The organism is Micromonospora musae, assembly GCF_003626635.1.
In the GTDB taxonomy this organism is placed as follows: Bacteria; Actinomycetota; Actinomycetes; order Mycobacteriales; family Micromonosporaceae; genus Micromonospora; species Micromonospora musae.
Genome location: NZ_RAZT01000010.1, coordinates 16,904 through 31,277, shown reverse-complemented (window position 1 = coordinate 31,277; position 14,374 = coordinate 16,904). Strand labels below are relative to the sequence as shown.

The 14,374-nt window shown below is 67.8% G+C and carries 11 protein-coding genes; 5 read left to right on the top strand and 6 right to left on the bottom strand.

The window, feature by feature from the left end; all coding sequences use genetic code 11:
- The first annotated feature begins 43 nt into the window (after positions 1 to 43).
- From D7044_RS20180 to darG, 3 genes are read left to right on the top strand one after another with little or no spacing between them, the layout of a single operon-like run.
- A complete protein-coding gene (locus tag D7044_RS20180; protein WP_120689891.1) occupies positions 44 to 1,642 on the top strand; it encodes a restriction endonuclease in 1,599 nt (532 codons plus the stop codon).
- A 2-nt stretch (positions 1,643 to 1,644) separates the two neighbouring features.
- Positions 1,645 to 2,334, top strand: coding sequence for a type II toxin-antitoxin system toxin DNA ADP-ribosyl transferase DarT (gene darT, locus D7044_RS20175; RefSeq protein WP_120689890.1), 690 nt, complete (start codon positions 1,645 to 1,647; stop codon positions 2,332 to 2,334).
- Positions 2,331 to 3,410 (top strand): type II toxin-antitoxin system antitoxin DNA ADP-ribosyl glycohydrolase DarG, encoded by a 1,080-nt coding sequence (gene darG / locus D7044_RS20170; protein ID WP_120689889.1) that lies wholly within the window; start codon positions 2,331 to 2,333, stop codon positions 3,408 to 3,410. The genes darT and darG overlap by 4 nt, the downstream gene beginning before the upstream one ends.
- Before the next feature lie 33 nt (positions 3,411 to 3,443).
- On the opposite strand, the gene D7044_RS20165 is transcribed toward darG, so the two are convergent.
- Positions 3,444 to 3,644, bottom strand: coding sequence for a hypothetical protein (locus D7044_RS20165; RefSeq protein WP_120689888.1), 201 nt, complete (start codon positions 3,642 to 3,644; stop codon positions 3,444 to 3,446).
- A 102-nt stretch (positions 3,645 to 3,746) separates the two neighbouring features.
- Here D7044_RS20165 and D7044_RS20160 point away from each other — a divergent pair, with 102 nt between their 5' ends.
- The gene (locus D7044_RS20160) at positions 3,747 to 6,821 is read left to right on the top strand and encodes a DUF3427 domain-containing protein (protein ID WP_120689887.1); all 3,075 of its coding nucleotides are present in this window, start codon (positions 3,747 to 3,749) and stop codon (positions 6,819 to 6,821) included.
- 29 nt (positions 6,822 to 6,850) lie between these two features.
- Here the strand turns inward: D7044_RS20160 and D7044_RS20155 are convergent, their stop codons facing one another.
- Positions 6,851 to 7,657 carry an SAM-dependent methyltransferase gene (locus D7044_RS20155; RefSeq protein WP_233565061.1) on the bottom strand — a complete coding sequence of 269 codons (807 nt, stop codon included), beginning with the start codon at positions 7,655 to 7,657 and terminating at the stop codon, positions 6,851 to 6,853.
- A 193-nt stretch (positions 7,658 to 7,850) separates the two neighbouring features.
- On the opposite strand from D7044_RS20155, the gene D7044_RS20150 reads away from it, so the two are divergent.
- Positions 7,851 to 8,297: a macro domain-containing protein gene (locus D7044_RS20150; protein WP_120677755.1), complete on the top strand. Its 447-nt coding sequence runs from the start codon at positions 7,851 to 7,853 to the stop codon at positions 8,295 to 8,297.
- A gap of 201 nt (positions 8,298 to 8,498) precedes the next feature.
- On the opposite strand, the gene D7044_RS20145 is transcribed toward D7044_RS20150, so the two are convergent.
- From D7044_RS20145 to D7044_RS20130, 4 genes are all read right to left on the bottom strand, one after another.
- Positions 8,499 to 8,798, bottom strand: coding sequence for a helix-turn-helix domain-containing protein (locus D7044_RS20145; RefSeq protein WP_120689885.1), 300 nt, complete (start codon positions 8,796 to 8,798; stop codon positions 8,499 to 8,501).
- Positions 8,795 to 9,148, bottom strand: a complete 354-nt coding sequence (locus D7044_RS20140) for a type II toxin-antitoxin system RelE/ParE family toxin (RefSeq protein ID WP_120689884.1) — start codon at positions 9,146 to 9,148, stop codon at positions 8,795 to 8,797. The genes D7044_RS20145 and D7044_RS20140 overlap by 4 nt, the downstream gene beginning before the upstream one ends.
- Positions 9,149 to 9,314: 166 nt before the next feature.
- A complete protein-coding gene (locus D7044_RS20135) occupies positions 9,315 to 13,520 on the bottom strand; it encodes a LamG-like jellyroll fold domain-containing protein (RefSeq protein WP_147434693.1) in 4,206 nt (1,401 codons plus the stop codon).
- The gene (locus D7044_RS20130; protein ID WP_147434692.1) at positions 13,517 to 14,323 is read right to left on the bottom strand and encodes a hypothetical protein; all 807 of its coding nucleotides are present in this window, start codon (positions 14,321 to 14,323) and stop codon (positions 13,517 to 13,519) included. Before D7044_RS20130 ends, D7044_RS20135 begins: the two co-directional genes overlap by 4 nt.
- Positions 14,324 to 14,374 lie beyond the last annotated feature (51 nt).

Below are 14,374 nucleotides of genomic sequence, written 5' to 3'. Positions count from 1 at the left end.
TCTATCTTCGGCTCTGGACCCCTCTAGTTGTGTTAGGACCAACGTGGGCATCCTCAAGGAAATGCAGCGGACACACGCACGTCAGGTGCGCGCACAGAAGCAGGCTCAAGCCGCGGCGTATCGGCATCAGCAGCAGCTCCGCCGCGAAGCAGAACACGCCATGAAGGCAGCACAGCGCGCTGCCGCAGCTGACGAGCGTGAGCGCAAGCGGCTCTACGTCGAGGCGCGATTGGCCGAGGTCGCCGCCGACAAGTCCGAGCTCCAGGCGCACCTTGAGGAGCTGGACAGCCTGCTGTCGGCCACGCTCGACGTCGATGACCACATTGACTTCCGGAAGCTGCGAAAGTCGGTGAGTCACCCGCCCTTCAACCCGGGTCCGCTCGGTACGCCCCCGCCGCCTCCGGACTGGCGCCGCTTCGAGCCGCCCGCCCCTACCGGGCTGGGGAAGATGTTCGGCGGCCAGGCCATATACCAGCAGCAACTCGCCGGGGCTCAGCAGGCCTTCGCGCAGGCGCAGGCGCAGCACGCGGCGGCTGAGGCCGACCGCCAGCGTCGGCTGGCCGCCGCGTACCAGAGTTACCAGCAGCACTGCGCGAAGGTCGAGGCAGAGGTCGCGGCGCACAACGCCGAGATCGACCGCTTTGCATCTACGTTTGCCGCAGCAGATCCCGCCGCCGTCGTCGAGTACTTCAGCATGGTGCTCGGCAATTCGGTCTACCCTGACGACTTCCCGCAGCACTACCGCCTGGCCTACGTTCCGGAATCTCGCCAGCTCGTCGTCGAGTACCACCTGCCGACTCTGGACGTGATCCCGGCGGTCCGGGAGTACCGCTATGTCAAGGCGCGGGATGAGATAACGACTGCGGCACGGCCGGCCAAGGAGATCAAGGACCGGTACGCGAACCTGGTCGCCCAGGTGACCCTTCGAACGGTCCACGAACTCTTCGAAGCGGACCGCTCGGGGCTCGTGGAAACAGTTGTCTTCAACGGCATCGTCGATACCACCGATCCGCGGACCGGCACGTCCGTACAGCCGTGCTTGGTAACGCTGCGGACGACCCGGGAAGTGTTTGGCGAGCTGAACCTCAGGAATGTGGAGCCGACCGCCTGTCTCCAACACCTCAACGCCTCGGTCTCGAAGCGGCCCGCGGAACTTGCGCCGGTCCGGCCCGTGCTGGAGTTCGACATGGTCGACAAGCGGTTCGTCGACGAGGTCGACGTTCTGGCTGACCTGGATCAACGACCCAACCTGCTCAAGCTAAGCCCGACCGAGTTCGAGAGCCTGATCCAGAACCTCTTCGCGAAGATGGGCCTCGACACCAAGCAGACCCGCCCGTCTCGCGACGGCGGCGTCGACTGCGTCGCCTTCGATCCCCGGCCGATCTTCGGTGGCAAGGTCGTCATCCAGGCCAAGCGCTACCGCAACACCGTCGACGTTTCCGCCGTGCGAGACCTCTACGGCACGGTCCAGAACGAAGGCGCCTCCAAAGGCATCCTGGTCACCACCAGTGGCTACGGCGCGGCCTCCTACGAGTTCGCCTCCGGCAAGCCGCTTGAGCTGATCGACGGGTCGAACCTTCTCTACCTGTTGGCTGAGCACGCGGAGGTGAAGGCCCGCATCGATCCGAGCGAGCTGGACTGACGATGGCGGACACCCTAGGCCAGCCGGAACCAACCCTGATCATGCACTTCACGCACATCGACAACCTGCCGGCGATCCTAAAGGCCGGCAGGTTGTACTCGGACAGCAGCGTGGGGCCGCAGTTGGCCACGAACGTGGGTGCGGTCGAGATCAAGACGCGCCGGCGGCAGCGACTTGTCCCGTGCCCTCCCGGCGGGTCAGTGGCCGACTACGTACCGTTCTACTTCGCCCCACGCTCGCCGATGATGTACCGGATCGCATGCGACCATCGGGACGGAAAGAGCGGGTGCTACCCAGGCGGGGACGACCCGCTCATCTACCTGGTCAGCTCGGTGGAGCAGGTGGACGCAGCCGGGTTGAGCTGGGTGGCGAGCGACGGAAACTGCGCGGTCGGGCTGACGACATTCTCAGCCCAGCTCGATGAGCTTGCGACTCTCGTCGACTGGCCTCTGCTTCAAGAGCAGATCTGGAGGAACATCCCCGAGGACATGGACCGCATGCGCCGTCGCGCGGCCGAGTTCCTGGTCCATCGTGAGTTTCCTCTCGACCTGCTGGTCGGTTACGCCGTACGGACGGAGCAACGGCGGGAACAGTTGAGGCAGGTCTTCCGCGAGGCTGGCATGATCGAGCCGTACGTTGCTGTCAGACCAGCCTGGTACTACGGGTACGCACGAAGGGAGGTGCGCGAGTGATCGTCTTAAGTCGTGGCAACCTGTTGACCGCCGACGTCGACGCGTTGGTCAACACGGTTAACACGGTCGGAGTGATGGGCAAGGGCATCGCTCTCCAGTTCAAGCGCGCCTACCCGGCCAACTACGCGGCCTACCGAGCAGCGTGCGCAAAAAACGAGGTCAAGCTGGGCCAAATGTTCGTTTTCGACTCGGCGCGCCTGGGCCTCCGCAGATACGTGATCAACTTTCCCACTAAGGGTCACTGGCGGGCCAACTCGAAGCTGTCTGACATCCAGGCAGGCCTTGCTGACCTCGTACGTGTGGTCCGGGAACAACAGATCACATCGGTGGCGATGCCTGCTCTCGGCTGCGGCAACGGCGGACTCAACTGGGACGAGGTCCGGCCCATCATTGAGCGAGCCTTCGCGGAGCTCCCCGACGTGCGAGTGCTGCTGTTCCCGCCCGAGGGGGCACCGAATCCTGCTGACATGCCGGTAGCTACTGAGAAGCCCTCACTGACGTCGGGCCGCGCCACCCTGCTGCAGGCCATCGACCATTACTTGAAGCGGGCTCGAGCACTTGAACCACGTGACGGCGTCACCGTGCTGGAGATCCAAAAGATCGCCTACTTCCTCCAGGTGCTCGGGCAGCCGCTACGCCTGCAATTCGGCCGCGGCCGGTACGGCCCGTACGCCGAAAACCTCAACCACGTCCTCGATCGCTTGGAAGGGCACTACCTCACTGGCTTTGGTGACCGGTCGGCACGGGTCGAGGAGCTACAGCCGATTCGACTAACTGACGGTACGGGCGAGGCCGTAGCGACGTGGTTCGGGATTCACGGCTCGGCATCGTCCGACGCGTTGGAGCAACTGGCCCGTTTGGTCGACGGCTTCGAGGCCCCCTACAGCATTGAGCTGCTGGCCACCGTGCATTACGCGGCCGCGTCGAGTCCAGCAACTAGCGATGTCGACGAGTTGATCGAACGGGTTCGCAGCTGGAGCGGCCGCAAAGCACGCCTTTTCACGCCGGCGCACATCGAGCTGGCCTACGACCGGCTGCAGTCGGCCGGCCTGCTGCCCGCCTTGAGCGCTGCGTGAGTCGTCTGCCGCGCAAGCGCTCGCTCGGCCGGGTCAGGCTCGGAACCCATCGGGGTGCCAGTGGTGCTCGTACACCTGGACGGTGTTGCCGTCCTGCTCGAAGACGTGAGACAACCGATAGCCCTGCGCGTACATATCGTTGAGGTGTCGCTGCCAGGTCTGCATGCGGATGGAACCTTTGTTGACCTCTGTGATGTAGTGCTGAGCCGGCTGCGGGCAATGCGGGGTGGTCATCGGAGATTCATACCCAACAGCAATCGTCAGCGCAAGGTCAACTGCAACGATCGCCGCCTGGCGGGGCTGCGATTAGCTACTCGGCCTGGTTAGCTTCCCTGCGTGACTGATCTTGACTGGGGCATCTACGAACACCTGATCACCCAACGGTTCGCCGAACGGCTTCAGCACGTTGACCCCAGCCTGGTCCAGCGCGGCACGTTGAATCCGGCCGATGCCCACACAGCGCTCGCCAGTTACATCGCTGCCATCGCCCAGCGCGCCCTGCAGGCCGTGACCGGCGGCGATGACAAACTTCGTCGCCAGGTCCAGCTTGCTAACCGCATTGCCGAAGCCATCGGTGCGCTGAGCCCGCAGGCCTCGACCGCGCAGGATCAGATCGCCAACGCCGAGCACATCCTGCACGCCATCGCGGCCCCACCGACGCCGCCGGCCGCTCCCACCTTCCCGATACGCCCCACCACACCGCTCTCAACCGGCGCACTACTGGTCAACGGCCGTCACCAGCCACGCATCGGCCACGAGGTCACCTACGAGATGGCCTCGGCCGACTCCGTTGACCTGCTCTGCGCGTTCATCAAGTGGTACGGCCTGCGCCTCATCGAGCCGGCTATCCGCGACCTAATCGCCCGCGGCGGCCGCCTCCGGGTGGTCACCACCACCTACATGGGCGCCACCGACCAGCGGGCCCTAGAGCGGCTCGCTGAACTCGGCGCCGACATCAAGATCTCCTACGAGACCAGGACCACGCGTCTGCATGCCAAGGCGTGGCTGTTCCGCCGTAACAACGGCATGACCACCGCGTACGTCGGCTCGTCGAACCTGTCCAAGTCGGCGCTGGTCGACGGGGTGGAGTGGAATGTGCGGATTTCGAACGTCGAGCAACCGCACGTCATCGACACGTTCGACGCCACATTCGAGGACTACTGGAACGACCCGGCGTTCGAGCCATACGACCCGTCGGCTGACGGCGAGCGACTGAGGTATGCGCTGAGGGGCGAGCGCGCCGACGAGGCACCAACCGAGATCCCCAACCTGGATGTGCGGCCGTACCCGTATCAGGCAGAGATCCTGGCCGACCTGGACGCGGAGCGGCGGGTGCACGGCCGCTGGCGCAATCTCGTTGTCATGGCGACGGGCACCGGCAAGACCGTGGTGGCGGCGTTGGACTACCGGCGACTGGTCCGCGACAAAAAGGTTGATTCGCTGCTGTTCGTCGCGCATCAGCAGCAGATTCTGCGGCAGAGCCGGTCGACGTTCCGGCAGGTGATGGGCGACGGCAGCTTCGGTGAGACGTTGGTGGCCGGGGACAAGCCGAAGGACTGGCGGCACGTGTTCGCCTCGATCCAGTCACTGCGGCGGCAGGAGATTGACCCCGAGCGGTTCGACATGGTGATCGTGGACGAGTTCCACCATGCCGAGGCGCCGACGTACGCGCGGTTGTTGGAGCGGTTGCAGCCCGGCGTACTCCTGGGGCTGACCGCCACCCCCGACCGGACCGACGGCGGCGACGTGCGGCGGTGGTTCGACGGTCAGGCGGCCGTGGAGTTGCACCTGCGGGAGGCGCTGGAACGGCAGTTGTTGGCGCCGTTCCATTACTTCGGGCTGCACGATGACGTGGACCTGTCGCAGCTGCACTGGAAGCGAGGGCAGGGCTACGACCCGACGGAGCTGGATGGCCTCTACACCGGTAACCAGGCACGGGCACGGATGGTGCTGCGGGCCGCCCAGGACAAGGTCGACGCGAGCCGGATGCGGGCACTCGGCTTCTGCGTAAGCATCGGCCACGCCGAGTTCATGGCAGACTTCTTCACCCGGCATGGCGTGCCGTCCGTCGCGATCACCTCGAAGGTCGACCGGCCGGTGCAGCAGGGCTTGATCCGTGACTTCAAGGCCGGCGCGCTGCGCGTGCTCTTCACGGTCGACCTATTCAACGAGGGTGTCGACCTGCCGATGGTCGACACCATCTTCCTGCTGCGGCCCACCGAGAGCGCCACCATCTTTCTGCAGCAGCTCGGCCGTGGTCTGCGCCTGGACGACGACAAGCCCTGCCTGACTGTGCTCGACTTCATCGGTGGGCAGCACGCCGATTTCCGATTTGACCTCCGATGGAGGGCGCTGACCGGTATCAGCCGCCGGGAGGTGCGCGACGCTATTGAGCAGGACTTCCCGACGCTGCCGAGTGGATGCCACATCGAGCTGGACCGAGTAGCGAAGGACGTTGTGCTCGACAACTTGAAGCGGGCGCTTCCTGGGTCGAAGAACAGCATGGTGGCTGAGCTTCGCCAGCTTGGGGACGTCACGCTCGCCGAGTTCTTGCAGCACACGGGTTTGGAGATCGAGGACGTCTACCGGTCGGCGACGCTGGACGGGTGGACCGGCCTACGGCGACTTGCCGGAGTGGATACCTCAATGCCGGGGCCGGATGACCGCGAGCTGGGCCGGGCGATCGGCCGCATGCTGCACACGGACGACCTCGACCGACTGGCACTGTGGAAGCAGGCAACGACCAGCGCGGGGCCCGAGGCGAACCGGCTGCTGGACATGCTCCACTTCAGCTTCTGGGGGCCTAACGTGCCCCTCGCCGAGCAGCAGGACCGGCTAAACCGGCTCCAGCAAGACGCGGTGCGCTGTGAGGAGTTGCGCCAGGTCGCCGCAGTACTGCGGCGGCGTATTCACCGGGTTACCGAGCCGGTCCGCCTTGGCGAGGTGCCGCTGCACGTGCACGCCCAGTACACCCGCAACGAGGCCTGCGCAGCCTTTGGCATGCCGAACCCGGGTTCGCTGCGGGAGGGCGTGAAGTGGCTGCCGAACGAGCAGGCTGACCTTTTCTTCGTAACGCTCGTGAAGTCTGAGCAGCACTACTCCCCCACGACGATGTACGCCGACCGGGCGATCACCGAAACACTCTTCCAGTGGGAGTCGCAGAGCACGACGTCATCCACCTCAGCGACCGGCCAGCGATACATCAACCACGAAAAGCTCGGGTCGACGGTGCACCTGTTCGTTCGGGAGACAAAGGTGGCCGACGGCAACCTCGGTGCCCCGCCGTACATGTATGCCGGACCGATGACGTACGAGTCGCACATCGGCGACCGCCCGATGCGCATTCTGTGGCGGATGCAGCACGCACTACCTGCCGACATGTACGCCGCTGCCCGAGCGATCGCCGCCTGAGCCGTCATGCTGTGAGCAGGGTCGGCCGCCTAAGGCTTGCGGGCGACCGCTCCGTACCCGTCCACGGCGGGCGCGCCTCCACCGTCGGACCGCCACTGCGTGAACGGCACCAGGCCGGGCTCTACCAGTTCCAGGCCCGCAAAGAATCGCGAGATCCGGTCGGGGCTGCGCAGGTGGTAGGGCATCGCGCCGCTCTCGTTGTACTGCCGGTGTGACTCGACGACCTCCTTGCTGGTGTCGGTGCCGTCGGACAGGGCTAGGTAGCTGCCGGAGGGTACGGCGGCGAGCAGCGTACGGATGATGGGGACGACCTGGTCGTCATCGCCGATGTGGCCCATGACGCCGAACAGCAGCACGGCGACGGGCTGCGTAAAGTCGAGGTACTCGGCGGCCTGGCGCAGGACTACATCGGGGTCGCGCAGGTCGGCGTGCAGGTACTTCGTCTGGCCCTCGGGCGCGCCGACAAGCAGCGCGCGGGCGTGGGCGAGCACCATCGGATCGTTGTCGACGTAGACGACGCGGCTGTCCGGTCGGACCCGCTGGGCCACCTGGTGAGTGTTGTCAGCGGTGGGCAGGCCCGTGCCGAGGTCGAGGAACTGCCGGATGCCGGCCTCGCCGGCGAGGAAGCGTACGGCGCGGGTCAGGAACGCCCGCGACTGCCGGGCGGTCTCGACCATCGCCGGGAAGATGGCGCGGACCTGGTCGCCGGCCATCCGGTCGGCTTCGAAGTTGTCCTTGCCGCCCAGCCAGTAGTTCCAGATGCGCGCGGAGTGCGGCACGCTGGTGTCGATCGTCGAGATCTGGTCGGTGACGGCGGGCGGGGCGGTGTCTGCCACGAGACTGTCTCCCAGCGGGATCGAAACCGTGCACAACGGACGGACGGACCATGCTCCCACAACCCACGTACTCGCCGTGGTCCCCAATCCGCCGCGATGCCCAGCTGAGGCCCGGCTGCCGCGAACCGGTTCGTCGTCGGTGCCGAGCAGGCAAGAGCATGTCGGACCCGGCTGATACCACGAGACCGTGATCATGATCCGCCATGGCAACCTGCTCGACGCGGACGCTGAGGCTCTCGTCAATGCTGTCAACACCGTCGGTGTGATGGGCAAGGGCATCGCGCTGGCGTTCAAGCGGGCGTATCCCGCGAACTACGCTGTCTACCGCGCCGCGTGCGCCGCCGGCACCGTCCGCCTCGGGCAGGTGTTCGTGTACGACTCGGGTGTTCCCGGCCGGCACCGATACGTCATCAACTTCCCGACGAAGCGCCACTGGCGCTCACGGTCGCAGCTGGCCGACGTCACCGCGGGCCTTGCCGACCTGGTACGCGTCCTCCGCGAGCACCGCATCACCTCGGTGGCGGTGCCGGCGCTGGGCTGCGGCAACGGCAGCCTCGACTGGGCCGACGTCCGACCTCTCATCGAGGCCGCGCTCGCCGACCTGCCCGAGGTGCGAGTACACCTGTATCCGCCGACCTGATCGGCTCGTCCTCGGCACCCACCGCGACAGGCTTTTGTCGCTCGTGACCGGTGCTGTGGCTCAGGGCGTGGCGAGGCGGAGCGGGAGCCCGGTGTCGTTCGACAGTGGCTCGGTACCTGTGTCGTACATAGGTCCGCTGTTCGGCGGCCAACATCCCGTCCGTCGCCCCGGCGCGACCCAACAGCGACGCCTACCCTCGGATCAGGCAGCCTCGGGGCGAGGCGAGAACCGCACATCCAACTTCCGGTCCAGCGCTCGAGCCAGTCGTTCGAGAACAGCCAAGGTGGGAACGGTGCCGCCGGCCTCGAACCGGGCGACCGCTGACTGTGTCATGCCCGCGGCATGCGCCAACTGGCTCTGACTCCATCCGTTGTGCTCCCGCAGGTGGCGCACCTCCTGACCGAGCTCAAAGGCGATGCGTGTCGCTTCGTACGCCTCGGCGACGCCCGGCTCGGCCATCCGACGTTCCCGGAGGTCGTTCCAGTCAACGCGGTCACTCATCGCTCTGCCCCCTCGATCACGGTATGCCGCTCGGCGATGCACCGCTCCAACGCCCGGCGAGCCCGTTCGATCTCGCGGTCCTCCCGAGCCCGGGTTTTCCGGAACACCGTCAGCAAGATGATCCTCCGGTCGGAGGCGATCCAGTACGTCACACGCACCTGGTCGCGCTCCAGGTAGAACCGCAGTTCTCGCAGCTTCCCATCGAGCTGCTTGGTGTACGGCTCGTCGAGCAAGACGCCGCGGCCGGCAAGCAGATCGATGTAGAAGGCGGCCCGCGCGAAGTGCTCGCCCGGCAACCCCTCCAACCAATCTCGGACCTCTGGTTCCAGCTCAACCCTACCCCAGCCCATAGCATCAATGCTATGGATCTCGCGATCACTCGGCTCGCTTATCCACGGCGTGTCGGAACGGCAGCAAGTCACAACACCCGGTATCCGCCGGCCTGAGACCCGACAACGAGACGCGGGGCCGGCCCTTCCGGACCGGCCCCGCTCAGGGGTTAGAACGCTCGGTCGGTTACCGGCGCTCGACCACCTTCAGGGTGAACTCGGTGTACGACGGGGCGTGCTGCTTGTCGCCGCCGTACACCACCCGGACGGTGTGCTTGCCGGGCCGGGGCAGCCGGTCGACCTCACATGTCGCGACGCCCTTCTTCAGCTTGGCCTCGCAGAGCACGTCCTCACCGATGAGGAACTGCACGGGGCCGGTCGCCGAGTTGGGCTTGACGGTGGCGGTCAGCTTGACGTTCTTGCGCCAGGTGGCTGTCACGTCGTCGGCGCGTACCGTCGTCTTGATCCGGGTGTCGACCGGGGCCTTCGTCACGGTGACCACGCGGTTGGCGACCGCCTGGTTGCCGTTGGTGTCGGAGACCAGGTAGGTCAGCGGGTAGCTGCCCGGGGTCATGGTGTCGACGGTGCCGACGACCTGGATCCGGTCGGTGACGTCGCCGTCGGTGTTGTCCACGGCCTTGACTCCGGCGAGCGGGTCGAAGGTCGTGTCCTGCTCGATCGTGGTCGAGGCGGGGACGGCCAGCACCGGCGCGGTGACGTCGGTGCCGGCCGCGGTGGCGAGGAAGACGCCGCCGAACTGGTCGGCGGAGCCGACCTGGTCACCGTCGCCGGTGTGGCTGGTGCTGGTCCAGGCGTAGAGCTCGCCCTCGGTGAGGCCCTTCCACTCGACGCTGGCGGGCCAGCCCGACTTGGCGGTGGCCGAACCGATGACGGTGTCGGTCGGGGTGACGACGACCAGGCTGTCCGTGCCGAAGCTGGTGGTCCGGCTGGACAGGTCGATCGGCAGCACCATGTTGTCCTCGGCGCCGTTGTAGCGCTTGCGGTCGTCGTACTCGGTGGCGCCGAAGTTGTTGAGCATCGGCGAGTAGGTGTCGATGCTCATCTCGGCCCGGTCGACGTCGATCTGCAGCAGCCGCAGGAAGCTGGCGCCGAACTGGAGCAGGTCGGTCGACTTGTGGTCGACGGTGCCGTCGCCGTTGAGGTCGAGGTTGCCGTTGGCGTCGACCTTCTCCGGCCACAGCTCGCCCGCGGTCATCTTGTAGAACTGGTAGTCCGCGAGCAGCTCGACCACGTCGTGCGACACGGTCACGCCGACGCCGGTCTTCAGGTTGGTGCCGACGCCGTGCTCGTGGCCGGCGAGGACCAGGAACACGTTCGGGTTGGACTGGACGATGGTCGAGAAGGCCCGGGAGCCGTCGGTGGAGAAGTTCGCCCCACGGCCGTCCGGCGTCGTCGACGGTGCCAGGTAGGCGTGGGTCAGCAGGATGCCGTTGCGGTCGTTGTACCGCTGGAAGATCGAGCTGGCCCAGTCGGCCTCGGCCTGGGTGACGCCGTAGGAGAGGCCCACGGCCACGAAGTCGAGCCCGCCGGAGGAGAAGAGGACGTAGTTGTTCTGGTTGTCCTTGCCCGGGGTGACCGTGTTACCCGCGGCGTCGGCGGTCTCGTCCCACGCGTGGTACGACGCCTTCGACCCGGCCGGCCACTTCTTCGCGCCCTCGTAGTACCGCTCGGGGCCGTAGTACTTGTTGAAGCGGGACGTCGGGCCGGTCTCGTTGCCGCCCTGGTTGTCGTGGTTACCGGCGATCACCTGGTTGACGACGCCGGCCTCGTCGAGGGTCCGCTGCGCCTCGGAGGTGAACTGGAACTCCCGGGTGACCTGCTCGTCGAGGCCCGGGTAGAGCAGGTTGCCGCTGGAGTCCTTGGCGAGCGGGTCGGAGTAGTCGTTCTCGATGACGTCACCGGTGTGCGCGGTGTACGCGATCTTCTTGCCGGCGGCGTTGTCGGCGAGCCACTTCGTGGTGTCCTGGTAGGACTTCTGCCAGAGCGCCCGCTCCTCCATGGTCATCTTGTCGGTGGGCTCGTCGACGCCGTCGAAGTCGTCGTACGTGCCGCCGGCCGCACCCTCGGCGAGGTACTGGGTGTCGGTGAAGTGGGCCAGCGAGAAGTCGTACGACTTCGGGTCGTCGAAGTGGTCCCGGTTCGCCGGGTCGTTGGCGGAGCCGTCGCGCGGGGCGAGGTCGTCGGCGAACGGGTCCTCACCGACCACCAGGACGTGCACATTGCCGTTGTCGACCAGCTCGGGCCGGACGGCGGCCTTCAGCGCGGTGTCGCCTTCGGCCTGGCCGCGCGCGGTGGCCAGCTCGGTCCACGCCTGAGCCGTCGGGTTCCACGCGAAGAGGGTGACGGCCCGCTCGGGGTCGACGACGCCGCTCCACAGGATCTGGCGCGCCGCGCCGGAGGCCGGCACCTGCACGTCGTACCGCTGGAACGGGATGTTGCCGGTTGACGGGCTCTTCGCCAGGTTGCCGTCGGGGCGCGGGGCCGCGCCGATCTGGCCGCCCTCGGTGTACGAGAAGTCCAGCGTGGCGGGCATGACCGGGACGACGCCCTGGAAGCCGCCGGCCGGGACGCTCGGGGTGGCCTGCTTGAAGGTGGTGGTCACCTCCCCGCCGTCGGGGTTGTTGGCGATCGCCGAGAGGGTGACCCGGCCCTTGCCCTGGCCGACGTCGGTGCCGCCGCCGGTGGGGATGGCGTCGGAGGTGAACCGGACGGTCTTGGTGACGGCCTTGCCGAAGACGTCGGTCGCCGAGATCGTCAGGGTGTGGTTGCCGGACTTCAGGCCGGCGCCGATCTCCTGGCCGACCTGGACGGGCGCGCCGTCGAGCAGGTAGCTCCAGCCGGTGGCGTTGCCCTGGTTCTTGACGGTGACCTGCAGCTCGGTCGGGCGGCTGAGGTGGGCGCCCTCGGCGGGCACGGTCGAGGTGACCTCCACGCCGGCGTCCCGGACGTCGCCGAGCGCCGCGGCGTTGAGGGCCTGCACGTCGTCCAGGGTGAGGACCCGGGCGAAGATGCGGGCGTTGCGCACCGTCACGGGCGCCCAGAACTGGTTGACCGAGTCGGCGCCGACGTAGAAGGAGTTACGGGCGGCGCCGCCGGGCAGGCCGAGCGGGGCCGGCGCGGCGACGGAGGCGGCCAGCGCGCCGTCGACGTACAGGCGGGCGGTCGCGCCGTCCCAGGTGCCGACGGCGTGGTACCAGCGGCCGGAGGAAATCTGCACCTGGGCGTTGCGGTAGGCGCCGTTGGCGTAGACGGCGAAGGTCAGCTTGTCGCCGTACACGACGATCGAGTACCCGCCGGTCTCCTTCTCCGAGCAGACCGAGTGCTCACCGGAGTTGGGCAGGGTGCCGTTGTCCTTGAAGGTGCACTCGATGGTGACCTTGTCGCGGATCTTCGACCACTGCGCGTCGCCCATCGCGTAGGCGTAGGCGTCGTTGGCGCCGTCGAAGGACGCGACGGGCACCTTCACCGCCGGGTCCTGGGCGATGACCGGCTCGCCGACGGTGGTGACGGCGAGGTTCTGCGCGTCGTCCTTCGGGGTGCCGTCGGCGAAGTCGACGTCGAGGACGTCGGCGACCGGCACCGGCGGCTTCAGGCCGTACGCCGACGCCAGCTCGGCGGCCTGCGCGGCGTCCAGCGCCTGGCTCCAGACCTTGCTGCCGGCGAAGGAGGACGGCGGGGCGACCTGGCCGATGCCGGTGGGGGCGGCGTCGGCGCCGATGACGAACCGGCGGGCGGTCGCGGCCGGCAGGGTGAGGGCGCCGGTGGCGGCGGTGGAGCCGGCGAGCTGGCCGTTGAGGTAGAGGCGCAGCGTCTGCCCGTCCCAGACGGAGACGCTGTGGTACCAGCGGTTACCGGTGATCGGGGTCAGCACCGACTTGTAGCCGCCACCGATGTGCGCCATGGTGCCGAGGTTGCCGGCGTTGACGTAGATCGAGAAGCCGCCGCCCTCCTTGTCGGAGCAGAGGTCCTTCTCGCCGCTCACCGGCATCGTGGTGTCGACCCGGAAGACGCACTCGATGGCGAAGCCGGTGGAGAACTTGCCCCACTGGTCGGTGAGGTCGAAGGAGACCGCGTCGTCGACGCCGTCCACCTTCAGGGTGTCGTGACCGACTGTCGCGTCGGTGGTGTAGCTGGGCGCGCCCCAGGTGGTGGCGGCGAGGCCCTGCGCCCGGTCGGTGGCGGCGCCGCCGGTGAAGGCGACGTCGAGCACGTCGGCGGCGGGCACCGTGACGGCGTTGGTCGCCACGCTGACGGGTGCGGTCAGCGCGTCCCGGGCGGGCAGCATGAGGGTGCTGCCCGCGAGTACGAGCCCGAGGGCGGTCACGCCGAAGCGGCGCCACCCCCGGGCTATCGGATCCAGTCGTGTGGTCACGACATCTCCTTCGGTTGGGGGTTTTCTCGTTGTGCCGGGTCGGCACTGGTGGTGGCTGAGGTGCGGTCGCGGGCGGCGCGGCGCAGGCGCCGGCGGCGGTACCAGAAGGCGCCGGTGACGGCGGCGGCCGCGGCGAGCAGGACGGCCCCGATGAGCAGGAGCTGTCGGGCGCTGCGGTCCGTGGCCGTGGCGGGGGTGGTCCGGGTCGACGGGGCGCGGGGGCCGGTGGCGCTGCCCGCGGGCAGGCGCCAGTCCGCCGACTCGTGGGCGCCGTCGTAGACCGCCTTCTGCCCGTCGGGGCCGCTGGCGAAGGTCCGGTACGCCTCGTGCAGGTCGGTGAGCATCCGGGACGTCACGGTCACCGTGCTCACCGGCGCGGGGCAGGTGAAGAGCACCTCGGCCCCGTCGGCCGCGAGGTCGTCGGCGACGTCGACCGCGCCGGTGCAGGGTTGCCCATCCTGGGTCACCGCGATGCGGTCGGTCAGGTACGTGGCGAACTCGGGGGCCTCGCCGAGCGCTCGGGCGTCGGCGGGTTCGTAGGTGACGGCGCCGTCGAGCAGCACCCGGTCCTCGCCGAGCACGCCGAGGGCGATGCCGAGCATGGTGAGGTCGTCGGTTCCGCCGACGATCCAGTGGACCCGTACGCCGTGGTCGCCGTCACCGGCGACGTCGATCCTTTGTGGAGCGCCGAACGGGTGCGCGGAGGCCGGGTCGGGGACGAGCACCCCGGCCAGTGCGAGGGGCAGGACCACCCAGGACCATCGCCGGGTACGGCGCGCGGCACCGTCCAGGGCAGACACCACGGACCCTCATTCGCTCGGAGATCGGCCAAAACCGCAGTGATGGTTCCGGCC